We start from the raw sequence: 22,264 nt of genomic DNA, 5'->3' as shown, positions 1-22,264 counted from the left end.
GGCAGAATTAGTTTTTATTAATAAACTCTGAAATTTCAGTCAAAATTGGGGTAGGAACTAACATGGCGTTTAGAGCCGGATTGTTTACATCGAACTCTATAGCCGACCATTGATCGTCATAAGCCTGATCTTTGATGGCCAAAAGCCTTTTGTTCCCTTTAACTATTAAGGAAGAGGTTTCTTCCACATAGTCTATAGATTCTACCCCTGCAGTATTTAATAACGATAACTTGAGTATATCTATTGACTCTTTCGTTTTCATTTCTTCCTTAGTGATCTTCATCACCATCTCAGAGTAATAATTCACTAAAGCATATTTTACCGAATCATTTTTTGCCACCAGTATGGGCTCCTGATTAGTAATAGAGTCGTAGGATACCTCAAACCCCATTCCGCTCAAGCCATTTAACAGGCTGAGCATTTGTTGTTTCGTTACTAAATCGAAAACCTTCGGGTAGGTCATGTCTACAATCCCTTCAAAATTCATGCTTTCTGTATGCTTCATGAATTGAGCTATGGTGCTATTGAGGTCAGCCTTGTCTGTAGGAGATAATTGCTGTGCCCGTAAGCTAAATGAGCCAACAGCAAGTAAAGCGACAAGTATTACTTTTTTAGTCATTCTTAGGTCCTTTATCCTTTGACGATGTAGTCTTTATTTTTGTGAACATTTGAAAGTTCTGAGTGGCAATCCAGAAGCCTCTTCCTTGTTTATATACATCTTTATAGTTTTGCCACTTTTTGTCGTAAAAGTAAACTCCGCAACCCAATTGAAGTGCATCTTGCGAATACATTGTTTTTCTATGTGGCGGAGAGTCTATCCAACTTTGCACAATGCTATCTGCTAGTTCAATATACGTGCCGAATTGTCTTCCGCCTGTGGCATGAATGTTTTCACCTATGTTCGGATTAGATATTCCAGCTAGTTTAGCCCGTTGAGAGGGGGTTTTTCTTTTTTTATCTTTTGGGTTATTATGGTCGAAGAAGTTGTCTTTGGCCATGGCTATAGAATGATTGTATGCCATAGTTTCTAAGCCAGAATGGTATTCTAAGGCTGTTAAGCCTTGCTCTAAGCGCGCTTCGTTGGTAACAAAGAACAGCGCAGCACTAAGCAGAGGGTAGTCAATTTTGTCGGTGTCTAACTGTTTTTTGAAAAGCTTGAAATCCCGAAAATTCTGATCGTTCAATTCTGAATAGTAATCATCTTTCCACTTTCTTTGGGCATAAACATTAGGTGCCGATGACAAGGCGAATAAAACTGTAACTAAGAATAAAATGACGGTTTTCATAGGCTTAGAAAGATAGTCAATACCAATTAGCACTCTTGGTAAAAGAAAAAATAAAATGAAAAATTTTAAATTTGAATACCGACACCCAACTACTCATGAAAAATAGAACACTGCTCAGAAATTCTGCGCTGATCTTTCTCCTCATTTTGATTTCTGGCTGTGGAGGGCATATGTCTCGTGCTAAGAAAGTAGACTTGGTAGTTCAGACAGCCAGATCATACACTGGTACACCCTATAAATATGGAGGCACTACACGAGTAGGAATGGACTGTTCAGCACTGCTTTTTCATTCCTTTCAAAGTGTAAGACTTACACTGCCTAGAACTTCAGCTGAGCAAGCTAAGAAAGGGAAGCGAGTTAATATCAAAGATCTTAAAGTCGGTGATATGGTGTTTTTTGCAACAGGCAAAAAGAAAAGGCAGATTAATCATGCAGGTATTGTAACGGCCATTAGAGGTAGAAATGATGTCCGATTTATCCATGCCTCCACCTCACTTGGAGTAACAGAAAGCAACCTCTACTCCAGCTATTATAAAGAAAGATTTAGAAGAGCACGTAGGGTGTTTTGATTTAATTAAAGACAAGTCTATATTTGCGCACCTTTTGGGGGTTTAGCTCTCCCGATAATTATCGAGAGGCTAGAGCAAAAAGGGGGTTTAGCTCAGCTGGCTAGAGCGCTACACTGGCAGTGTAGAGGTCACCGGTTCGAATCCGGTATCCTCCACAGAAATTAAGCCTTGCTTCTCGCAAGGCTTTTTCATTTCTTCTAATTACAACTCTTTCAAAATACACTTCAACAGTATTCGTTATCTTCACGACATGCAAAAAAGGGTTTTGCTTTTTGGTTTAATTGTTTTGCTCACCTCCTGTGGCGGGGTAGATCAGATTTTTGCTCCAGTTGAAAAGGAGAAAGATCCGACCAAGCCGGATATTACGTTAGAAGATGAAAAACCTCAAGAAGCCGATACCATTCCCGATGCTGAGGAAAGAGTAAAACGCAATGTCTTTTATGGAGAGAAGACTAAAAAGGCCTTTACTTCTTTCTCTGAAAGAGATACAGAAGATTTCCGTTTGTTCTACGTATTGCCAGAACCGGTAGCGGCAGCACCTTACGTAAGAAAAGTGTTTTATCACGATGCTAAGAATAACACCATTCGTTCTGCCGAAGGGAAAGGACAGATGCTAGATAGAGTTTTGCATGGGCCTTACGAGCGCATAGTTAACGATGTAGTTATTGAAAAAGGAGACTTCTATTACGGAACCAAACACGGTACTTGGCTGTATCAGCGAATGGATTCTACCCTATACGAGAAGGAGCATTATACCAAGGGTTGGTTCACAGATTCACAGATTACTTATTATGATGAAGACCAGAAAACCAAAATGAAGGAAGTGATTCCTTTTCAGTATGGAAAGAAGGAAGGAACCTACTACAGATTTTATGAAAGTGGCAATGTTGCAGTAACTGGAGAATACGTATTCGATAAAAAAGTAGGCGTTTGGATTGAATACCACGATGTACCAGGAGTAGTGGTTCAAAAGCGTTGGTTGCAGTACCCTAAAGTTTTTTACGATTGGGACTTTGAACCTTACATAGTTAGAGAGTGGAATAAAAACTCTCAAACCATTTATAATTCCTCCAAAACAGGTCAGTAGAAGGCATCTTTCAGGTGTTCTATTTGCATAGTGGTTTGTTTTACAATAATAGCCACAATATCAAACCGAATATCTCCTTTCCAGCCCTGTTCCTCCACATAGTAGTTAGCCGCTCTTATTATGGCTTCTTGCTGATTTTTAGAAACGAAATCTTCTGGAAAGCCAAAACTGTTAGAGCTTCTTGTTTTTACTTCTACAAAAATCATAAGCCCTTCACCTTGCATAATCAGGTCTATCTCTGATTTGCCGTGTCGGTAATTCCTTGCTAGAATTTTATAGCCTCTTTGCCTCATCTCTATTTCGGCCATGGCTTCTCCTCTTTTGCCAAACGTTTGCATGGATATGAATGTGGTTGATCTTAATTTAGGGAATAATTTGAAGTAAATTCAAAGCCTACAAAGAACTCACGATGCTACAGAACATTAACCCTACTGAAACTCAAGCCTGGAAAAAATTATCGGAGCATGCCGAAAAAATGAAGCAGGTTCATATGAAAGATCTTTTTCAGTCAGATGACAAAAGGTTTGAAAAGTACTCTCTTCGTTTTAACGACACGCTGGTAGATTACTCTAAAAACATTATTACTGAAGAAACCATAGAGCTACTGTTTAAGCTAGCAACAGAATGTGGTGTTAAAGAGGCCGTAAAGGCAATGTTTTCGGGAGAAAAGATAAACCAAACCGAAGACAGGTCTGTCCTCCATATTGCTCTTCGAAATATGGGTATTGAACCTATAATGGTTGATGGTGAAGATGTTATGCCCGATGTAAAGGCAGCGTTGGCTAAGATGAAAACCTTTGCCGACAAAGTAACAGCGGGTAATTGGAAGGGCTATTCTGGCAAATCCATAAAGTACATTGTAAACATTGGGATTGGAGGTTCAGACCTTGGACCTGTAATGGTTACTGAGGCCTTGAAGTCTTATGCTACATTCGGCATCAAACCATACTTTGTTTCTAATGTAGATGGCACGCACCTTTCTGAAGTGTTGAAAGAGGTGAATGCAGAGGAAACTCTTTTCATGATTGCTTCTAAGACTTTCACTACTCAAGAAACCATGACCAACGCGCATTCAGCGAAAGATTGGTTCTTGGCTAATGGAGGAACTGAGGCTGACGTAGCGAAACACTTTGTAGCACTTTCTACCAATGCTGAAGCTGTTGCTGCCTTTGGTATTGATACAGCCAATATGTTTGAGTTTTGGGATTGGGTAGGAGGCAGATACTCCCTTTGGTCTTCAATAGGGCTGTCCATTGCATGTACTATAGGTTACAACAACTTTGAGGAGCTGCTTACAGGTGCCTATGAAATGGATCAGCATTTTTTAAATACTCCGCTAGAAGAGAATATTCCTGTAACTCTGGCTTTAATCGGCTTGTGGTACGGAAATTTCTTCGGCAGTGAGTCTGAGGCTATTTTACCATACGACCAATACATGCACCGCTTTGCTGCCTATTTTCAGCAAGGGAACATGGAGAGTAATGGAAAGTATGTAGATAGAAATGGAAACACAGTTCAATATCAGACAGGACCAATTGTTTGGGGCGAACCTGGAACTAACGGACAACATGCCTTTTACCAATTGATTCATCAGGGTACTAAGCTAATTCCATGCGACTTTTTGGCGCCAGCAATCAGCCAGAATCCATTAGGAGACCACCATCCGAAATTGCTTTCGAACTTCTTTGCACAAACCGAGGCTTTAATGAACGGAAAAACCAAAGAAGAAGTAGAGGCTGAGCTTAAAGCTCAAGGTAAAAGTGATGAAGAAATTGCTGAACTAGCACCTTTCAAGGTATTTGAAGGTAATAAGCCAACAAACAGCATTCTTTTCAAAAAACTGACACCAAAAGTGTTGGGTAGTCTTGTGGCTATGTACGAACACAAGATTTTTACGCAAGGCGTTATTTGGAACATCTTTAGTTTCGATCAATGGGGAGTAGAATTGGGTAAAGTATTGGCCAAAAAGATTCTTCCAGAGCTAGAGAGTCAAGAAGATGTATCTTCTCACGATGCATCGACTAACGGATTGATCAACACTTATAAGGCAATGAGAAAAGGATGAGCAAAAGATACTTATACCCACTAAAATTCGATACCATATTTAAGGAGAAAATCTGGGGAGGCACTAAGATAAACGATGTGCTTGGTAAAGATTTTTCACCCCTTAAAAACTGTGGCGAAACTTGGGAGATCTCAGGTGTGCCAGGTAACCTTTCCAAAGTTTCAGAGGGGGTACTAAAAGGAAGTACGTTGCCTGAGCTTATTGAAGAGTTTAAGGAAGACTTGATTGGGAAGAAGGTATATGAGGCTTTCGGAAATGAATTTCCTCTTTTGGTAAAGTTTATCGATGCCGCTCAAGACTTATCCATTCAGGTGCATCCCGATGATAAATTGGCCAGAGAAAGACATAACTCTCTTGGTAAATCTGAAATGTGGTATGTCTTTCAGGCCGATGAAGGCGCCAAATTGATCAGTGGTTTCAATAGAGAAACCAGTAGAGAGGAGTATTTACAGTATTTGAATAGCGGAAAGCTGACCGAATTACTGAACGAGGAGGAAGTACAAGCTGGCGATTGCTTCTATCTGCCTGCTGGTAGAGTACACACTATAGGGAAGGGGCTTTTGTTGGCAGAAATTCAGCAGTCTTCAGATGTTACCTACCGTATATATGATTTCGATAGAACAGATGATGAAGGAAATAAAAGAGAGCTTCATACAGAACAAGCTCTAGATGCTTTAGATTATCATGCCTATTCGGAATACAAAACCAACTATAAAAGAGGGCTAAATGAGGTGGTGCCTTTGGTTAAATCACAGTACTTTCAAACCAATCTTTTAGAGTTTACAACAGGTATAATCCGTGAGCATTTCGATCAAGATTCCTTTATTATTTATACTTGCTTAGAAGGTTCGGCTAATCTCGCCTCAGAGGGACAAACTACAAAAATTTGCATGGGAGAAGCAGTTTTGTTGCCACGAAAATTCAAATCGGTTCATATAAAAGCCAATTCGGGCTTCAAAATGTTGGAAACATTCATGCCATAATCTATTTTTGGAACATGGCTGGTAAGAAGAATATGAAAAAGTTCTCGGCCACGTTCCTTAATATGAAAGACAATAGCGTGGTCAAGACAGAGTTTCTTGCGCGTAATCAAACCTCGGCTCAGCGTAAGGCCAACAGACAAGTAACGAAATATGTTCGTGTATTATCTGTGGAACTTATTGGAGACGTACCGAGGGAGGCCTAATTTAGCGTGCATGTGGCCGATTAAGCGTAAGTATGAGTATTCTTCAGAATAAGAGAGTTGAGGTAATTTATCTTGGAGAGGATGATTACCAAAAAGTGTGGGATTATCAAGAGTCGATCTTTAAAAAGACTGTTGATCGAAAAATTGATAATCGTAAATCAGTTGAGTCATCGGTGGTGCCCACCGATAACTATCTCATATTCTGTGAGCATCCTCATGTTTATACTCTAGGGAAGAGTGGTTCAATAGACAATCTGCTTCTGGATGAAGAAGGATTGCGGGAGAATTTTGCCCAATTTTATAAGATCAATAGAGGCGGTGATATCACTTATCACGGTCCAGGGCAAATTGTTGCCTATCCAATCTTAGATCTTGAGAATTTTTTCACAGATATACATAAGTATTTACGCTTTCTAGAAGAGGCTGTAATCTCTACTATGGCCGATTTCGGGCTGAAGGCAGGGCGTATTGATGGTCTAACGGGAGTATGGATAGACTTTGAAGAAGGTGCCGAAGACCCTAGAAAGATTTGCGCTATGGGAGTGAAGTCTAGCCGATGGGTGACTATGCATGGTTTGGCCTTAAACGTTAACACAGATTTATCGTATTTTGGACATATTGTTCCTTGTGGTATAGATGATAAAGCGGTTACTTCTATGCAGAAAGAGCTTGGTCATGAGGTAAATATGGACGAAGTAAGGGCTAGGCTAACACATCATCTGGCTACTATCTTTGAGATGGAGTTGATATAATGAAACCCAAAAAGCTATCGATTGTCATTTTTCCAATCACCTTAGTGTTGATTGGCTTTTTGGTGTTTGGTAGGCCTCAGAAACAATCCAGTATCAATATTTCTAATCATGCCAAGCACAGAGGTGTTTGTTGGGTGGCAAGTCATTATAAGCCAGATTCACTGGCCTTTCAACAGTTGGTTAATAATAATGTGAATTGGATTTCTCAGACTCCATTTGGATGGCAGAAAGAGCATAATTCACCATTAATTGGTAATCAGATTGGTAGAGATGATGGTTGGTATGGAGAAAGCGATAGAGGCCTGAGAGAAACTACTCGAATAGCTAGGTTGTACGGTATCAAAACCATACTTAAGCCTCACATCTGGCTCAGAGATAGCCAAGGCAAATGGAGAGGAGAAATAGCGATGGAGACTGAGGCCGACTGGAAAACTTGGTTTGCCAATTATGAAGAATTTATACTTCACTATGCCAAGTTAGCCGAAGAAGAGTCTATTGAAATGCTCTGCATAGGCACAGAACTTTACAGAACTTGCGTGGAGCGAGAGGCAGATTGGCGCAGTCTGATTGAGAAGATTCGTTCTGTCTACTCTGGAGAACTTACCTATGCAGCCAACTTTGCCGATGAGTATGAAGAGGTAGCATTCTGGGATGAGCTAGATTATATCGGAGTTCAAGGTTATTTCCCTGTGGTGCAAATAGAAGAGCCTTCAGTAGAAGAGGTAAAAAAAGGTTGGAGTGAACACTTAAAGCAGTTGGGTGACTTTTCAGCCAAATACGATAAGCCTATTCTGTTTACAGAGATTGGATATAAAAGCACCAAAGATGCTGGTATTGAGCCTTGGCAATGGCCTCAACGCATGAGCAAGAGCGATAGAGAAAAGATTTTCAGCGAGAAGGCTCAGGCCAATCTCTATGAAGGAATGTTTCAAGCTTTGGCAGATGAACCTTTTATTGCTGGATTTCATTTTTGGAAATGGTTTCCGCCAATTCCTGAGTCGGCAGAAAGGCGAAGAAGAAATTATACTGATGATGGGGCTTTCAATATTGATTTTACCCCTCAGAATAAATTGGCCGAAGGCGTTATGCGAGAGTGGTTTGAGAAACTGGCCAAACAATAATTTACTATGAGAAAAGACATTGAAATGCCTGAAGTAACAGGCGTGAAAGTTTGTGTGGGAAAGTCAATTAATAAGTTGGGGGAAAGCGAATGGCATGTTTATCTCATCAACGAAAACCTGATTGAGCTAACCAACGTGATGATTGTTTCTAAGGGCTATGAGGGTAAGTCTAAAGAGGCACGAAAGACTTCCACGCTAAGGCATATGATTGAGAAGGTGGATGAGCAATCTGTGGCTAAGGTGGAAAGTATTAGCCCAGAGGTTTTTGGTTTCTACAATGAATTTTGGGTGAGCTACTATATATTGAATGAACTCTTCGATAAGAAATTTGTGGTGGAACCATTCAATGAATTCGAGCTAGAAGAAATAGTAGAGCTAGAAATAAAAGGAAAGTACGCTTCTTAATCTGAACTGGTAAGTATTTCGCCTTCTACGAAGCTCAGACTTCCTTTCTCATGCTCCATTATATCATTTCGTCACGTTGTGGCTTCTATTCAATTTAAAAACATCAACTATGTTTACCGGCTACGGTTCGGAGTTCGGTAGGAGCAAAATGTCATAATATCCAGTTTGTTCCAACGCTTCTAAGCTCCAGAGGAGCGGTATGTCATGATACACGGTGCCTAGTTCATCCAAGTGACACCTCTAGCATTTACGGCTAATTCCCACTAAATTATCCATGCTATGAACAAAGACACACTCAAGAATATCCTTTTCTTGGACATTGAAACTGTAGCTGAAACCAAAACTTTTAAAGAGCTACCCGAACGAAAACAAGAGCTTTGGAAAAAGAAATCTGCCTTCTTTCGCGAAGCAGAAGAAAAGTCGGCTGAAGAGCTTTACGAACGTGCCGGAATATATGCGGAGTTCGGTAAGGTGGTTACCATTGCTGTCGGATACTTCTCGGATTTAGATCCTGAGCTAAAACTTAGAATTACTGCTTTCTCTGGTCATGATGAAAGACAATTGCTTCAAGAATTTGCAGAATTGTTAAACAGTAAGCATTTCAGCTCTAAAGAAACTAGGCTATGTGCGCACAACGGTAAAGAGTTCGATTTTCCATATATCGCTAGGCGCATGTTGGTAAATGGCATTGAACTGCCAAAAGCGTTGCAGCTTTCAGGTAAAAAGCCTTGGGAGATTCCGCACTTAGATACGCTTGAGTTGTGGAAGTTTGGAGACTATAAACATTATACTTCTTTAGACCTATTGGCTTCTATTTTTGGCATTGAGAGTAGCAAAGATGACATAGATGGCAGTCAGGTTAACGGCATCTATTACGAACAAAACGATCTCGATAGAGTTGTAAAATATTGCAAGAAGGATGTTTCGGTTTTGGTTCAGGTATTCCTTAGCCTAAGCCAGTTGCCGAAGCTAAAAGCTGAAAATATCACCTTGCTTTAAAGGCTATTCAGCCAGAAATCCTTTTATTATACCTAATTTTAAAGCATTCCATCAAAAACCATTTATGGGTCGAAAGAGAAAAGGTACGCCTCCAGAAAATACATCAGTCACTAAGAGAGCTGCAAAGCAAATTGAGCCACTTATTGTGGAGTTTCTAAATCAAACTCCAGGCCGTGGATATCAGGTTAAGCAAATCTTGAAAGGCTTAGGGGTCAGAGATGCCAAGTCTAAAGGGATTGTTTCTGAGGTTATCTTTGGCTTAGAAGCTAGAGGAGTAGTAAAGAAGCTTAGAAACGGTTCTTTTACTATTGAAGGAGAGCAGAAAACCATTGCCGGAGTAGTGGACAGTGTGAATGCACGCTTTGCCTACGTAGTGCCCGATGGAGATGCCGAACAAGACGATATATGGGTGTCTAAAGAAGATCTGCTAGGTGCCATGGACGATGACAAGGTAAAAGTTGTCTTGAAGCCTAAGAAGCATGGAAAGAGTCCTGAAGGAAAGGTAGTAGAAGTATTGGCTCGTCACAGAGATGAGTTTGTTGGGCGAATAGAAATGAATACCCGCTATGCTTTCGTAGTTCCCGATTTCAAAAAGATGTTTCACGACATCTACGTGAAGTATGAAGATTTAAACGGAGCCAAGCATAACGATAAAGTGATTGTGAAAATCACGGAGTGGCCCGAAAGAGATAAAAAGCCAGAGGGTATCGTACAGCGTGTGCTGGGCAAAGCAGGTGAGCATAATGCAGAAATTCACTCCATTATTGCTGAATTCGGCTTGCCACTGGAGTTTCCTGACAAGGTGAATGATGATGCAGAGGCTATTCCAGCAAAAATCACTGCAAAGGAAATTAAGAAAAGGAAAGACTTCCGTGAGATTACCACCTTCACCATCGACCCAGATGATGCGAAAGACTTCGATGATGCACTTTCTCTAAGGACCTTAGAAAATGGTAATGTTGAGGTGGGTGTACATATTGCTGATGTTACGCATTATGTAGAGCCTAAATCGGCATTAGAAGAGGAGGCTGTAGATAGAGCAACTTCGGTCTATTTGGTAGATAGAACCATTCCTATGTTGCCAGAGAGGCTTTCCAATGGCTTGTGTTCTCTTAGGCCTCAGGAGGAAAAACTTACCTTCAGTGCAGTTTTTGAATTGGATGCTGAAGCAAAGATCAAGAACGAGTGGTTCGGCCGAACGATCATTTATTCAGACAGACGCTTTACTTATGAAGAAGCGCAAGAAAGAATAGAGTCAGGCGAAGGAGATTTCAGTGAAGAGATTAACCAACTGAATGGCCTAGCCAGGTTGCTAAGAAAGAAGCGCTTTCAGCAAGGTGCCGTAAACTTCGAAACTGTTGAGGTTAAATTTAAGCTCGATGAAAACGGTACGCCATTGGGTGTTGTGCCGAAAGTAAGAAAAGAGGCGCATATGCTCATTGAGGAGTTTATGCTGCTCGCTAATAAGAAGGTTGCTGAATTTATCTACAGCAAACATAAAGGGGCGAATCCGCTAACATTCGTTTATAGAACCCACGATTCTCCAGACCCAGAAAAGCTAGATACATTCGCCAAGTTTGCCAACCGCTTTGGTCATAATATGGACTTCGAAAAAGGCGGAGTTTCCAAAAATCTCAATGTCTTGATGGACAAAATTACCGGAAGGCCCGAGCAGAACGTCTTGGAACAACTAGCTATCCGCAGCATGGCGAAGGCCAAGTATACCACTGCAGAAAAGGGCCACTTTGGTTTGGCATTTCCTCATTATACGCACTTCACCTCTCCTATTCGTAGGTATCCAGATATGATGGTGCACAGGCTGCTTCAGCATTATTTAGATGGTGGAAAATCTGCCGATAAGGAAGAGTATGAAGAGCTCTGCTTGCACTCTTCTGAAAGAGAAAAGCGAGCAGCAGATGCTGAAAGGGCTTCCATCAAGTATAAGCAGGTAGAATACATGTCTTTGGTTGAGAAGAAAGATTTCCCTGGTATTGTAAGTGGTGTTACAGAATGGGGTGTTTTTGTAGAAATTTCAGAAACCAAATGTGAGGGAATGGTTCGCATTTCCGATATGACGGACGATTATTACGAGTTCGATGAACAAAATTACCGCATCTTAGGTAAAAGAAACAAGCGAATGATAAGCCTTGGTGATAAAGTAACTGTTCGAGTTAAAGCAACAGATGTTGACCGAAGGACTATCGACCTAATTTTTGTTGAAGATGACAAATGACTTGAAGGCTCTCATTGGCCTGATCAATAACCGACTTACTGAACATTCTTACGGAGAACAACCTAATGAGCTTTATGAGCCCATCAGGTATATTATGTCTTTGGGTGGAAAAAGACTGAGACCTGTTTTAGTGCTTTTAGCTTACAAGCTGTTTAAAGACGATCACGAGACAATTTTGGATCAGGCACTGGCGGTAGAGGTGTTTCACAACTTCACCCTCATGCATGACGACATCATGGATGATGCGCCACTTCGCAGGGGTAAGCAAACGGTACATGAAAAGTGGGATAGCAGTACAGCAATTCTCTCTGGAGATGTAATGTTGGTAAGGGCTTATGATTTGTTGCTTGATGCTCCTGGAGACTTAAGGGTCATTATTAAAGCCTTCAATGAGTGTGCGGCTGGAGTTTGTGAAGGTCAGCAATTCGATATGAATTTCGAGACCATGTCATCAGTCACTGAAGAAGACTACATCAATATGATCAGGTTGAAGACCGCTGTACTGTTGGGTTTCAGTCTTCAGTTTGGAGCCATGTTGGCAGGAGCTAGCGAAGCCTCTACCAAAGCGCTTTATAAGTTCGGAGTAGATATTGGCATTGGCTTTCAGCTAAAAGACGATTTGCTAGACGTATATGCAGATCAGGAGAAGTTTGGTAAGCAGGTTGGGGGAGACATCATTTCCAACAAAAAGACTTTCCTTTTACTTAAAGCGCTAGAGTTAGCCAATAAAGAGCAAAAGACTCAACTTACTCAGTGGATTGATAAAAAGGAGTTCGATTCTGCAGAAAAGGTTGAAGCAGTGACAGCCATTTACGATCAGATCGGAATTAAAGAACTGACATTAGGCAAAATGAACGAGTACTTCAATAAAGGTTTTGAGTCGTTAGATAAAATTGAAGTAGCCGAAGAGAGAAAAACAGGCCTTAAGTCATTTGCTCAATATCTGATTGAAAGGGATAAATAATGGAGTTCACTTACGGACTAATGATTGTGATTGGGTTGGTGACCTATGTGGCTTGGAAGCAGCCCGAGCTTCACGCAAAACTTATGCTCAATCCATATCAGACGGTTCAGCAGAAGCAGTACTGGAGATTATTGACCTCTGGTTTTGTGCACAATAACCCCATGCACCTGTTTCTAAACCTCTTTACGCTTTTCTTTTTTGGAGCTGCCATAGAACGCATTTTCAATGTCTATTTCCCTCAGGTGGGAGCTCTGCTTTTTATTCTACTCTTTGTTACGGCTGTTATAGTGGCCAATGTGCCCACTTTAATCAAGCATAGAAATAATCCTCATTACAACTCTTTAGGTGCTTCAGGTGGGGTTTCTGCGTTAGTATTGTCCTTTGTGCTTTTCGATCCACTAAGAGACCTCTGCCTCTACGCCATCATCTGCCTGCCTGGCTATATTCTCGGAGCCATCTTTATCGTCTACTCCATCATTATGGGCAAGCGAGGCCGAGACAACATCAATCACGATGCCCACCTTTGGGGGGCTATTTACGGAGTTGTCTTCGTATTACTTTTGAGGCCTTCGACTATTCAGACCTTCATAGATTCGGTTTTTTAGCGCAGTTACATTGATCAATGATTGCCGTAGGCAATGTGTCAGAGTGTTTTTGTCTACCGATTTTCTATACTATTACAGAAGTTGGGTGCTGTGAATAATCTCTTTTAAGTGTTTTAAAGAACTTCGGCTTAAAATCTATAATCAAACAAAAAACGGTAATTACCAGTACTCTGTCTAACTTAAGGGGGGGGGGCTGCTAATGAGCGAAGTGAGTTTGGAGATTCAGGAGATGAATTAGTGGGAGTAGACCCATGCCCAAATCCGACAGATATTGGAAACAATAATAATAGCGGTTCTTCTGGGGGAGGTGGTAATAATAACTCTAATCAAAACAATTCAGATAATAGCAATGATAATAACACCTGTGATGTCTATGTATTAGAAACCGATTGGTATGCTTGTGTTTCAGTAGGTAATGAAGTGCCGGATTGTCATTATAGCTACACAGAATATGAGTTGGTTTATGAAAACTGTGGGCCTGACGACAGTCTCTCGGCAAATTTAGAGAATGATGATGCATGTTCAGATGATGATGACAATGTTCCGATTATTGAGCCCGAGGACTTTGGATACAAAGTTTGCAACAAGCATATAGCTTTTGATGAAATACCTGGAGATGGAAGTGAAACCAGTTTGACTGGAGAAGTAAGAAGGGTACAGGTACCTGCTGTTCACACGGAAACTGGCGAACATGTGGAGGCTTTTTTGGGGGGCTTGGTGCATTACATATGGAAGTAGTGCCGACTTAGTTAATAATGAATATCAAGCATCAGATATATTCAAGGAGGCTTGGCAAATGTCCACTTTAGAAATAGAATTATGGTTAAATGAATTTAAGGAAAACCCGGGAAAAGTAGCTTTCTCAAATCAATTTCTAGATATTTTTAGAGAGAATATACAGTTGCTATCTAGTACGAGTGGTGATGGTTATGTTTTTATTGCCTCGAGCACAACCTCCTGTCGAAATACTCGATCCACGTGGTTGGTATATTGTAAATAATTTTCGCAAGCCTCAGAGATGAATTTATTTAAGAAAAAGTATCATAGTCTCAGAAATGAAATTGAAAGTCTATTCTATATCAAAGCACTAGAAAGCAGCTCAGAAATTGACATCCAAACGCTTGAAAGCAAGGGCAGAACAAGAAATGACTTATTGGATAGGAATTACAATCGTAAAATATGGTCTAGTTTTTTTGAAGAGTTGAAAGATCGTTATCCTGGTTTAAAAATTAGAGATATCACTCATGGTCAACAGCCTGGCTTTAGCTTAGATGTGATCATTGAATCTCAGTTTTTGAATCACATTGGAACCTCCTTGAACATCTACCTCTATGTAAGTGCTTTGTTGCCCTACTACGCTCTATTAGCCAGTGATGGCATCAAAATAGACAGAAGTCTAAGCCCCTTTCCTTCAGAAAGAGCTAAAAGCAGTGGGTTCAAATCATACAATATCTACTGTTCTCCCAATGAGCTTTTCGAACCTCATTACAGCATAATAAGGAAGATTGTTCTAGACCATTTTTTAGATTTTAAACAAATTCCGATGGAGATACTTTTTGAAAAATTTCCTGGGCTAAGAACGGACGAGCAGGATGTTGATAAAAACATTTATGAAGCTCTATTTGCAGGGGAGATTGATAATTTTTTCTATTTAAAGGGAGACAAATCCTTTCCTAAAGAGGATTGGTATTAAAGACTTTCTTAGTACTGCTTTTTCCTATTCTATCTTTCAAGGAAAGAATGAACTAACACTGATTTATTCAGATTACACTTTTGATCAAATCAAGATAAGAGAAGAGGTGTTTTATTCCTCTCTTGGCGCCTACTTATAGTGAGTGTTGTTCTTTTTAGCGCTTTTGGTCTGGTCGTTATTTAGCGAAAGTATACTAAGCAAAAAACCCTGACACTTTTCAGTATCAGGGTTTTTAAATATCTATAAGCTCTTAATTAAGCCTCAGCTTTGCCTTCGCCTTCAAAAGGAAGAACAGAAACGTAAGATCTGTCTTTTCTACCTTTTTTGAATTCAACAACACCATCAGTTAATGCAAACAAGGTGTGGTCTTTTCCCATACCTACGTTATTACCAGGGTGATGCTGAGTTCCTCTTTGTCTTACAATGATGTTACCTGCAATTGCAGCCTGACCACCATAAATTTTAACGCCAAGTCGTTTACTTTCCGACTCTCTACCGTTTTTCGAACTACCGACTCCTTTTTTATGTGCCATGGTATTTTCTTATTTAGAGATTTTTTCGATCAATACTTTAGTGAACTGCTGACGGTGACCGTTTTTCACTTTGTAACCTTTTCTTCTTTTCTTCTTGAAGACGATTACTTTATCACCTTTTACATGTCCGATAATTTTACCGGAAACCTTTGCGCCCTTAATTGCTGGGGCACCAACTTCAACTTTACCTTCGTTGTCAAGTAATAATACTTTCTCGAACTCTACGGAAGCGCCTTCTTCGCCCTCCATCAATGGAGCGTAAACGAATTGGTCTTGCGTTACTTTGAACTGCTTTCCTGCTATGTCTACAATTGCGTACATTATGAATGATTTTTCAAAAATGGACTGCAAAGGTAACGGAATAATCGCGAATAACAAACCAAATGCGCGCGATAAATCCAAGCAATTTTCCAATATTAAATTTTCAATTTTTTTCGCCTTTCCATACGTCAAAAATAGAGATAAGTGATTGTGTAATGTTGTGTATGTAAACTACAATGTTTCAGTTGTTTAAACGAACACATGAAACGCCATTCATGCATTAAATCACTTCTGTTTTCGCGTTGATTTTTCAGCCCCTTTTTGTAATATTTGTTTCAGGTTACGACCCCAATAAACAACCTATTCCCTAGTTAGACTCCTACTCTCAAGAGTATCAAGGAATTAACTGAGGACCCTGAAAATTAAATAGGAAAATGCTTTTTGCCTTCGGGTAAATGGCACTTGTTTTTTGAAGAATGTTAATTCTTCAGCGTGGCCTTTTATTATCAACCCCAAATTGAACAAGTAACATGAGCGAACAAACTACTGCAGTAGAGGAACCATTATTGAAGGAGAACAAAGACCGCTTTGTACTGTTTCCGATAAAGCATGACGATATTTGGCAGTTCTATAAGAAAGCAGAAGCTAGCTTTTGGACCGCTGAAGAAATAGATCTTCATCAAGACCTTACCGATTGGAATGGCAAGCTTAATGATGATGAGCGTTACTTCATCAAACACGTGTTAGCGTTTTTTGCTGCATCCGATGGGATTGTAAATGAAAACCTGGCCGAAAACTTCGTTAATGAAGTGCAATACACAGAAGCAAAGTTCTTCTATGGTTTTCAGATTATGATGGAGAACATCCATTCAGAAACTTACTCTTTATTAATAGATACATACATTAAAGATCCGGTAGAGGCAGATCAGCTTTTCCATGCCATCGAAACATTCGATGCCATTAAGAAGAAAGCAGATTGGGCTTTGAAGTGGATCGAATCTCCTTCTTTCGCTGAAAGGCTAATTGCATTTGCTGCGGTAGAAGGTATCTTCTTCTCAGGAAGTTTTTGTTCCATATTTTGGCTTAAGAAGAGAGGCCTAATGCCGGGACTTACTTTCTCAAACGAGTTAATCTCTAGAGATGAAGGCTTGCACTGTGACTTTGCTGTTCACTTGCACAACAACCACCTAATTAACCAGGTGCCAGAAGAAAGAATTAGAGAAATCATTATTGATGCTTTAGATATTGAAAGAGAGTTTATCACAGAGTCGTTACCAGTTAGGCTAATTGGAATGAATTCTGATCTAATGGCTCAGTACCTTGAGTTTGTTACAGACAGACTTTTGGTTGAACTAGGCTGTGCTAAAGAGTATAACTCAACTAACCCATTCGACTTTATGGAAATGATTTCCTTACAAGGAAAAACTAATTTCTTTGAGAAGAGAGTGGGAGAATATCAGAAAGCTGGAGTTATGAAAGATAAAGATGACACAGGTAACTCACGAACCTTGTCATTTGATGATGACTTCTAAATGATGGCTCAATAAATTAACCCCCAAACCCCAAACCCCATAAATATGTTAGTAGTAAAAAGAGATGGCAGACGAGAGTCCGTCAAATTCGACAAAATCACCGCAAGGGTAGAAAAGCTATCCTATGGATTGGATTCTAACTTTGTTGAACCAATCGATGTAGCCAAAAAGGTAATTGAAGGCCTTTATGATGGCGTAAGCACGCAAGACTTAGATAACCTTGCTGCTGAAATTGCTGCTACTATGACAGTGAAGCACCCTGACTATGCTAAGCTGGCTGCTAGAATTGCAATTTCTAACCTTCACAAAACAACAAGTAAGTCTTTTTCAAACACCATGAAGAGACTTTACACATACGTAGACCCAAAGACTGGTCAAAATGCTCCATTAGTTTCTAAGGAAACTTACGGCATTATTAAAGCGAATGCCGCTTTACTAGATTCTACTATTATTTATGATAGAGACTTTAGCTACGATTACTTCGGGTTTAAAACTTTAGAGCGCTCTTACCTTATGAAGCTAGACGGTAAGATCGTTGAGCGTCCTCAGCATATGCTTATGAGGGTTTCTGTGGGTATCCACGGAGAAGACATGGAAAAGGCAATTGAAACTTATCACTTACTTTCGGAGAAGTGGTTTACTCATGCTACTCCAACGCTCTTTAATGCAGGTACGCCTAAGCCTCAGCTTTCATCTTGCTTCTTACTCACAATGAAAGATGATAGTATTGATGGTATTTATGATACTTTAAAGCAGTGTGCTAAGATTTCACAATCTGCAGGAGGTATTGGTCTTTCTATTCACAATGTAAGAGCTAAAGGTTCATACATTAAAGGAACAGGTGGAGTTTCTAACGGTATTGTACCAATGTTGAGAAATTTCGATATGACTGCCCGTTATGTAGACCAAGGTGGAGGAAAGCGTAAAGGCTCTTTCGCTATGTACCTTGAGCCATGGCATGCCGATATCTTCGACTTCCTTGATCTGAAAAAGAACCATGGTAAAGAAGAGTTGAGAGCTAGAGATTTGTTCTACGCCCTTTGGATCTCTGATTTATTTATGAAAAGAGTAGAGGCTAACGAAGAGTGGACGCTATTCTGTCCGAATGAGTGCCCAGGTTTGGCCGATGCTTACGGAGATGACTTCGAGAAGCTTTATGAAAAGTATGAGAAAGAAGGTAAAGGTCGTCAAACTGTAAAGGCGCAAGACCTTTGGTTTGAAATTCTTGAAGCACAAATTGAGACGGGTACGCCATACATGTTGTTCAAAGATGCGGCTAACAAAAAGTCCAATCAGAAAAACTTGGGTACCATTAAGTCTTCAAACCTTTGTACCGAAATTATTGAATACACGGCTCCTGATGAAGTAGCGGTTTGTAACCTTGCTTCTATTGCTCTGCCAATGTATGTCAATGAAGAAACTAAGGAGTACGACTTCCAAAAACTATATGATGTTACGTATGTAGCCACCAAAAACCTGAATAAGGTAATTGATGTAAACTACTACCCTGTAGAAGAAGCCAAGAACTCTAACATGCGCCATAGACCAATTGGTTTAGGTGTACAAGGTTTGGCCGATGCATTCTTGATGATGGGCTTTCCATTTGAGTCTGAGCAAGCACGTAAGCTAAACAGAGACATCTTTGAAACCATCTACTTCGCAGCAATGACAGCTTCTAAAGACATTGCCAAAGTAGAAGGTACTTATGAGACCTTTAAGGGTTCTCCAGTATCTAAAGGAATCTTCCAATACGATATGTGGGGAGTAACTCCAGATTCTGGTCTTTGGGATTGGGACAGCCTAAAGAAAGAGGTGAAGAAACACGGTGTGAGAAACTCATTGCTAGTAGCACCAATGCCAACCGCTTCTACTTCTCAAATTTTAGGTAACAACGAGTGTTTTGAGCCTTATACTTCGAACATCTATACCAGAAGAACCCTTTCTGGTGAGTTTGTGGTAGTGAACAAACACTTAATGAAAGACTTGATTGAGCTTGGTTTATGGAGTGCCGACATGAAGAATAAACTGATTGCGGCTAAGGGCTCTGTTCAGAACATCAAGGAAATTCCTGATAACATCAAGGAGCTTTATAAAACAGTTTGGGAGATTTCTCAGAAAGCAATTATTGATATGTCGGCCGATAGAGGTGCATACATCTGTCAGTCGCAAAGCTTGAACATACATATCCAAGATCCGAACTTCGGTAAAATGACTTCTATGCATTTCTATGCCTGGAAGAAAGGTCTGAAGACTGGTATGTATTACTTAAGATCTAGAGCAGCAACGGATGCAATTCAGTTCACTGTAGATAAAGCAGCAGCAGCTGCACCTACTGCAGCAGAAATGGAGCAAAAGGCAGCCGATATGGCCTGCTCGCTAGATAACCCGGATGCTTGTGAGGCATGCGGTAGTTAGTAAGTATGGGGTTGATTACTACTAACCTAGAACCCTGACTATCCAAGTCAGGGTTTTTTTTATGCCTATTCGTCAGACTACTCCAAGTGGTCAGACGAATTATTCAAACTTGATCAATTCTCTTGGGGCTTTCCATGGGAAAAGGTGTGCACCTTCTTTGATAGCTTCTCCCAAAGTAAATTGAATTTTATTATTAGCAGTTTTTGTCAAAGTTGCTTTGTAAACGGCTAAATCAAATTTTGAAATGAATATCAACTTCAAAGAATTTTCAGAATTATTATATTCCTTAAACTCTATGTTGTTTTCATCTTCGAAAGGCACATCAATTTGTTTTCCAGCATCAGCAGCTATGGAATAGGTGGCATCAATGGAGTTATTGGAAATACTATTAATTTCAATAATAAAGCTATAATTATCTGTTTCATATTTCCACTTTCCTAAAAATTCATTTACTGATTGCTGTTCAAAAGCATAAACATTTATAATAAAAATGAGTGTTATCAAGCAGCTAAGAATTGTAGTTAATCTTTTCATTATATACAATTTGCATTAAAGCTATTTTCAACTATTTTATCTATAAACTTATTAATTCTGTTTAAGAAGCCATTTTTATATTTTTCATAACCCCTAACTGGTCTTATCGTCTCGCTAGGGCCTATAATAAAAATGAAATCTATCAATCCTTTTTCATCTTCATAGTCACGAGCACTACTAAATACCCATTCTCTGGCATTATACACCACACCCCGCTTCAACAGGGTTGTTGTGAACATAATCCAACCGCTGTTGTGTAATTTCAATAGTTGAGAGTTCAATGGGGTGGTTGTGCTGCTGCCAAAACTGGAAGTCTTTATTGTTCGATTTGCTCTGCCCTGCAGTTTTGAATAGATCAATCATCCACTTTCTGCTCTCATAAGGGCTATTTTCAATAAACTTTCTAATGTGACGGGATGTGAAGGACTTTAGATCACGAATAATTTCTTCCAACTTTGGTTCTCTATCCCTTCCTAAAATAAGATGAATGTGACTCGGCATTATGCACCACGCCCCTACTAAGAGCCCTTTTTCTCGTTGACAGTATTTGATTGAATCGATAAATATGTTTTTGTATTCCTGCCGAATAAAAACATCTATCCAACCTACAACTGTGAAGGTGACAAAATAGAACTCTTCCTGATTTCTGATCGCGTATTTTCTTCCCATTAATGTGTGTTTGGAATCAAAATAATCAATTTGAGGTAGAAAGAAGTCTCAGCGAGTCCTCCTTTCTCTCACTATGAGTCTTAGCGAGACGCTAAGACTAGGCGAGGGTCTTTCGGTTCCATTCGTTAGGCCGCCTTTCATAACCTGATAAATTACCTCTTCATCATCCACGGTCATTTCTCCTTTCCATTTACCAGTGGTAAACAATTTTGCACTCTAATCGATTATGTATTGCAACTTAGTTGCAAATGTACTATTGTTGCAAAATAACAATCATTGACTAATAATTTTAAAATGAGAAACATGATCAAACAAAGCGCGAAGGGAATCTTGGGTATGTTCTTAATGCTTTCTGTTTTTACTGCTTGTGATTCTGACGATCCAGAACCAGTAAATGAGGAAGAGCTAATTACAACTGTTGAATTAACATTTACCAACGATAACGATGCTTCTGATGTAGTATCAGCAAGCTTCACAGATTTAGATGGTGAAGGTGGTAACGACCCAATCATCGATAACATTTCTTTAATGGCTAACGCCACTTATACTTTGACAGTGAGATTCTTGAATGAGGAGGAAACTCCTGCTGAAGATATCACCGAAGAGGTTGAAGAAGAAGATGAAGATCACCAAGTATTTTATGTTGCTACAGGAGCTGAGTTTACATATGCTTATGGCGATCAAGATTCAAACCAGAATCCATTAGGCCTTACTGGTACAGTAACAACCGGAGCAGCAAGCAATGGAACTTTACAAGTAATTCTTATTCATGAGCCTAATAAAACTGCCGCTGGTGTTCGCGATGGCGATCCAACCAACGCTGGAATTGAATCGGATATAGACGTGACGTTTAACTTATCTATACAGTAGTTTTTGGTTAGTTACTGACAAAGAGTTTAACCGTCATTTATAGTAGCCAGTAGTCCTTATTTGTACATGACCAATCAAGAAATTGAAGCAGTATTAAAGAAGTACAAATGCAGGGCTACTGCTATTAGAATTAAGGCATTAAGCCTTCTCGTTAATCATGGGAAGGCTTTTTCTATTTCTGAAATAGAAGAACATTTACGCGAAGCCGATAGGGTTACTATTTACAGAACATTCAATTCTTTTGTTGAGCTTGGCTTGGTGTCTAAGGTGTTCAATAATAAAGGCGTTACGTGCTTTTTCTACAACGGAAGTGAACACAAAGAAAAGTGTGTACATCCGCATTTGCACTGCACTTCTTGCAACAGAATAGTTTGTTTGCCGGAGTATCCTGAAAGCTATTTGAAGACACTAGATCAGTACAAGGCCGATCATATTCCTGTATTGATGGAGGGTGTTTGTGAAAACTGTCTCTAGTTTTTTATTTG

24 protein-coding genes and 1 tRNA gene are annotated in these 22,264 nt (G+C 39.8%); 18 read left to right on the top strand and 7 right to left on the bottom strand.

The window, feature by feature from the left end; all coding sequences use genetic code 11:
• Positions 1-7 precede the first annotated feature (7 nt).
• Together T7867_RS04680 and T7867_RS04675 are read right to left on the bottom strand one after the other, a co-directional pair.
• Positions 8-619: a hypothetical protein gene (locus T7867_RS04680; protein WP_068216279.1), complete on the bottom strand. Its 612-nt coding sequence runs from the start codon at positions 617-619 to the stop codon at positions 8-10.
• Positions 612-1,286 carry a CAP domain-containing protein gene (locus tag T7867_RS04675; protein ID WP_157717498.1) on the bottom strand — a complete coding sequence of 225 codons (675 nt, stop codon included), beginning with the start codon at positions 1,284-1,286 and terminating at the stop codon, positions 612-614. The genes T7867_RS04680 and T7867_RS04675 overlap by 8 nt, the downstream gene beginning before the upstream one ends.
• 95 nt (positions 1,287-1,381) lie before the next feature.
• Here T7867_RS04675 and T7867_RS04670 point away from each other — a divergent pair, with 95 nt between their 5' ends.
• The 3 genes from T7867_RS04670 (at position 1,382) to T7867_RS04660 (ending at position 2,942) form a co-directional block, all read left to right on the top strand.
• Positions 1,382-1,855: a C40 family peptidase gene (locus tag T7867_RS04670; RefSeq protein ID WP_068216275.1), complete on the top strand. Its 474-nt coding sequence runs from the start codon at positions 1,382-1,384 to the stop codon at positions 1,853-1,855.
• 81 nt (positions 1,856-1,936) lie between these two features.
• Positions 1,937-2,010: transfer RNA gene (locus tag T7867_RS04665), tRNA-Ala, on the top strand.
• A gap of 95 nt (positions 2,011-2,105) precedes the next feature.
• Positions 2,106-2,942 (top strand): toxin-antitoxin system YwqK family antitoxin, encoded by an 837-nt coding sequence (locus T7867_RS04660; protein WP_068216273.1) that lies wholly within the window; start codon positions 2,106-2,108, stop codon positions 2,940-2,942.
• Here the strand turns inward: T7867_RS04660 and T7867_RS04655 are convergent.
• Positions 2,936-3,280 (bottom strand): YraN family protein, encoded by a 345-nt coding sequence (locus T7867_RS04655; protein ID WP_068216271.1) that lies wholly within the window; start codon positions 3,278-3,280, stop codon positions 2,936-2,938. The genes T7867_RS04660 and T7867_RS04655 overlap by 7 nt on opposite strands.
• 71 nt (positions 3,281-3,351) lie before the next feature.
• Between T7867_RS04655 and pgi the strand changes: the two genes are divergently transcribed.
• The 11 genes from pgi to T7867_RS04600 all read left to right on the top strand — a co-directional run bounded on the left by pgi (position 3,352) and on the right by T7867_RS04600 (position 14,965).
• Positions 3,352-5,007, top strand: coding sequence for a glucose-6-phosphate isomerase (gene pgi / locus T7867_RS04650; RefSeq protein WP_068216269.1), 1,656 nt, complete (start codon positions 3,352-3,354; stop codon positions 5,005-5,007).
• On the top strand, positions 5,004-5,990 hold the full coding sequence (locus T7867_RS04645) for a type I phosphomannose isomerase catalytic subunit (RefSeq protein ID WP_068216267.1): 987 nt from the start codon (positions 5,004-5,006) through the stop codon (positions 5,988-5,990). The genes pgi and T7867_RS04645 overlap by 4 nt, the downstream gene beginning before the upstream one ends.
• Positions 5,991-6,225: 235 nt before the next feature.
• A complete protein-coding gene (gene lipB, locus T7867_RS04640; protein WP_068216263.1) occupies positions 6,226-6,945 on the top strand; it encodes a lipoyl(octanoyl) transferase LipB in 720 nt (239 codons plus the stop codon).
• Positions 6,945-8,066: a glycoside hydrolase family 113 gene (locus tag T7867_RS04635; protein ID WP_322299892.1), complete on the top strand. Its 1,122-nt coding sequence runs from the start codon at positions 6,945-6,947 to the stop codon at positions 8,064-8,066. The genes lipB and T7867_RS04635 overlap by 1 nt, the downstream gene beginning before the upstream one ends.
• Positions 8,067-8,072: 6 nt before the next feature.
• Positions 8,073-8,471 (top strand): hypothetical protein, encoded by a 399-nt coding sequence (locus T7867_RS04630; protein WP_068216259.1) that lies wholly within the window; start codon positions 8,073-8,075, stop codon positions 8,469-8,471.
• Positions 8,472-8,750: 279 nt separating this feature from the next.
• Entirely contained in the window at positions 8,751-9,470 is a 720-nt protein-coding gene (locus T7867_RS04625) for a 3'-5' exonuclease (protein ID WP_322299891.1), read from the top strand.
• 64 nt (positions 9,471-9,534) lie between these two features.
• A complete protein-coding gene (gene rnr, locus T7867_RS04620; RefSeq protein WP_322299890.1) occupies positions 9,535-11,703 on the top strand; it encodes a ribonuclease R in 2,169 nt (722 codons plus the stop codon).
• Positions 11,693-12,667, top strand: coding sequence for a polyprenyl synthetase family protein (locus T7867_RS04615; protein ID WP_185101183.1), 975 nt, complete (start codon positions 11,693-11,695; stop codon positions 12,665-12,667). The genes rnr and T7867_RS04615 overlap by 11 nt, the downstream gene beginning before the upstream one ends.
• Positions 12,667-13,272 carry a rhomboid family intramembrane serine protease gene (locus T7867_RS04610; RefSeq protein WP_068216251.1) on the top strand — a complete coding sequence of 202 codons (606 nt, stop codon included), beginning with the start codon at positions 12,667-12,669 and terminating at the stop codon, positions 13,270-13,272. The genes T7867_RS04615 and T7867_RS04610 overlap by 1 nt, the downstream gene beginning before the upstream one ends.
• Positions 13,273-13,509: 237 nt before the next feature.
• A complete protein-coding gene (locus T7867_RS04605) occupies positions 13,510-14,010 on the top strand; it encodes a hypothetical protein (protein ID WP_068216249.1) in 501 nt (166 codons plus the stop codon).
• A gap of 280 nt (positions 14,011-14,290) precedes the next feature.
• A complete protein-coding gene (locus T7867_RS04600; protein ID WP_068216247.1) occupies positions 14,291-14,965 on the top strand; it encodes a hypothetical protein in 675 nt (224 codons plus the stop codon).
• Positions 14,966-15,219: 254 nt separating this feature from the next.
• Here T7867_RS04600 and rpmA read toward each other — a convergent pair whose 3' ends face one another.
• A complete protein-coding gene (gene rpmA, locus T7867_RS04595) occupies positions 15,220-15,498 on the bottom strand; it encodes a 50S ribosomal protein L27 (protein ID WP_068216244.1) in 279 nt (92 codons plus the stop codon).
• Between the two features lie 9 nt (positions 15,499-15,507).
• Positions 15,508-15,819, bottom strand: a complete 312-nt coding sequence (gene rplU, locus T7867_RS04590) for a 50S ribosomal protein L21 (RefSeq protein ID WP_068216242.1) — start codon at positions 15,817-15,819, stop codon at positions 15,508-15,510.
• Positions 15,820-16,289: 470 nt separating this feature from the next.
• On the opposite strand from rplU, the gene T7867_RS04585 reads away from it, so the two are divergent.
• Positions 16,290-17,291 carry a ribonucleotide-diphosphate reductase subunit beta gene (locus T7867_RS04585; RefSeq protein ID WP_068216240.1) on the top strand — a complete coding sequence of 334 codons (1,002 nt, stop codon included), beginning with the start codon at positions 16,290-16,292 and terminating at the stop codon, positions 17,289-17,291.
• Positions 17,292-17,336: 45 nt separating this feature from the next.
• Positions 17,337-19,706: a ribonucleoside-diphosphate reductase subunit alpha gene (locus T7867_RS04580; RefSeq protein WP_068216238.1), complete on the top strand. Its 2,370-nt coding sequence runs from the start codon at positions 17,337-17,339 to the stop codon at positions 19,704-19,706.
• Between the two features lie 99 nt (positions 19,707-19,805).
• Here the strand turns inward: T7867_RS04580 and T7867_RS04575 are convergent, their stop codons facing one another.
• On the bottom strand, positions 19,806-20,240 hold the full coding sequence (locus T7867_RS04575) for a hypothetical protein (protein WP_068216236.1): 435 nt from the start codon (positions 20,238-20,240) through the stop codon (positions 19,806-19,808).
• Positions 20,241-20,438: 198 nt separating this feature from the next.
• Positions 20,439-20,909, bottom strand: coding sequence for an REP-associated tyrosine transposase (locus T7867_RS04570; protein WP_245660196.1), 471 nt, complete (start codon positions 20,907-20,909; stop codon positions 20,439-20,441).
• 303 nt (positions 20,910-21,212) lie between these two features.
• Between T7867_RS04570 and T7867_RS04565 the strand changes: the two genes are divergently transcribed.
• Both T7867_RS04565 and T7867_RS04560 read left to right on the top strand, forming a co-directional pair.
• Complete coding sequence (locus T7867_RS04565; protein WP_068218415.1) at positions 21,213-21,779, top strand: hypothetical protein; 567 nt, start codon at positions 21,213-21,215, stop codon at positions 21,777-21,779.
• Between the two features lie 66 nt (positions 21,780-21,845).
• Positions 21,846-22,253 carry a Fur family transcriptional regulator gene (locus tag T7867_RS04560; RefSeq protein WP_068216234.1) on the top strand — a complete coding sequence of 136 codons (408 nt, stop codon included), beginning with the start codon at positions 21,846-21,848 and terminating at the stop codon, positions 22,251-22,253.
• Positions 22,254-22,264: the final 11 nt, after the last annotated feature.

This window comes from Roseivirga spongicola (genome assembly GCF_034376045.1).
Classification (GTDB): Bacteria; Bacteroidota; Bacteroidia; order Cytophagales; family Cyclobacteriaceae; genus Roseivirga; species Roseivirga spongicola.
Note: the sequence above shows the minus strand (reverse complement) of the source record. Positions and strands in the feature narration are given on the sequence as shown.

Coding starts and splice junctions, on each gene's coding strand:
- rpmA (WP_068216244.1), bottom strand. CDS start 15,498: ATGGCACATAAAAAAGGAGTCGGTAGTTCGAAAAACGGTAGAGAGTCG.
- rnr (WP_322299890.1), top strand. CDS start 9,535: ATGGGTCGAAAGAGAAAAGGTACGCCTCCAGAAAATACATCAGTCACT.
- lipB (WP_068216263.1), top strand. CDS start 6,226: ATGAGTATTCTTCAGAATAAGAGAGTTGAGGTAATTTATCTTGGAGAG.
- pgi (WP_068216269.1), top strand. CDS start 3,352: ATGCTACAGAACATTAACCCTACTGAAACTCAAGCCTGGAAAAAATTA.
- T7867_RS04675 (WP_157717498.1), bottom strand. CDS start 1,286: ATGAAAACCGTCATTTTATTCTTAGTTACAGTTTTATTCGCCTTGTCA.
- T7867_RS04625 (WP_322299891.1), top strand. CDS start 8,751: ATGAACAAAGACACACTCAAGAATATCCTTTTCTTGGACATTGAAACT.
- T7867_RS04660 (WP_068216273.1), top strand. CDS start 2,106: ATGCAAAAAAGGGTTTTGCTTTTTGGTTTAATTGTTTTGCTCACCTCC.
- T7867_RS04615 (WP_185101183.1), top strand. CDS start 11,693: ATGACAAATGACTTGAAGGCTCTCATTGGCCTGATCAATAACCGACTT.
- T7867_RS04680 (WP_068216279.1), bottom strand. CDS start 619: ATGACTAAAAAAGTAATACTTGTCGCTTTACTTGCTGTTGGCTCATTT.
- T7867_RS04610 (WP_068216251.1), top strand. CDS start 12,667: ATGGAGTTCACTTACGGACTAATGATTGTGATTGGGTTGGTGACCTAT.
- T7867_RS04580 (WP_068216238.1), top strand. CDS start 17,337: ATGTTAGTAGTAAAAAGAGATGGCAGACGAGAGTCCGTCAAATTCGAC.
- T7867_RS04635 (WP_322299892.1), top strand. CDS start 6,945: ATGAAACCCAAAAAGCTATCGATTGTCATTTTTCCAATCACCTTAGTG.
- T7867_RS04570 (WP_245660196.1), bottom strand. CDS start 20,909: ATGGGAAGAAAATACGCGATCAGAAATCAGGAAGAGTTCTATTTTGTC.
- T7867_RS04600 (WP_068216247.1), top strand. CDS start 14,291: ATGAATTTATTTAAGAAAAAGTATCATAGTCTCAGAAATGAAATTGAA.
- T7867_RS04645 (WP_068216267.1), top strand. CDS start 5,004: ATGAGCAAAAGATACTTATACCCACTAAAATTCGATACCATATTTAAG.
- T7867_RS04575 (WP_068216236.1), bottom strand. CDS start 20,240: ATGAAAAGATTAACTACAATTCTTAGCTGCTTGATAACACTCATTTTT.
- T7867_RS04670 (WP_068216275.1), top strand. CDS start 1,382: ATGAAAAATAGAACACTGCTCAGAAATTCTGCGCTGATCTTTCTCCTC.
- T7867_RS04630 (WP_068216259.1), top strand. CDS start 8,073: ATGAGAAAAGACATTGAAATGCCTGAAGTAACAGGCGTGAAAGTTTGT.
- T7867_RS04655 (WP_068216271.1), bottom strand. CDS start 3,280: ATGCAAACGTTTGGCAAAAGAGGAGAAGCCATGGCCGAAATAGAGATG.
- T7867_RS04560 (WP_068216234.1), top strand. CDS start 21,846: ATGACCAATCAAGAAATTGAAGCAGTATTAAAGAAGTACAAATGCAGG.
- rplU (WP_068216242.1), bottom strand. CDS start 15,819: ATGTACGCAATTGTAGACATAGCAGGAAAGCAGTTCAAAGTAACGCAA.
- T7867_RS04585 (WP_068216240.1), top strand. CDS start 16,290: ATGAGCGAACAAACTACTGCAGTAGAGGAACCATTATTGAAGGAGAAC.
- T7867_RS04565 (WP_068218415.1), top strand. CDS start 21,213: ATGATCAAACAAAGCGCGAAGGGAATCTTGGGTATGTTCTTAATGCTT.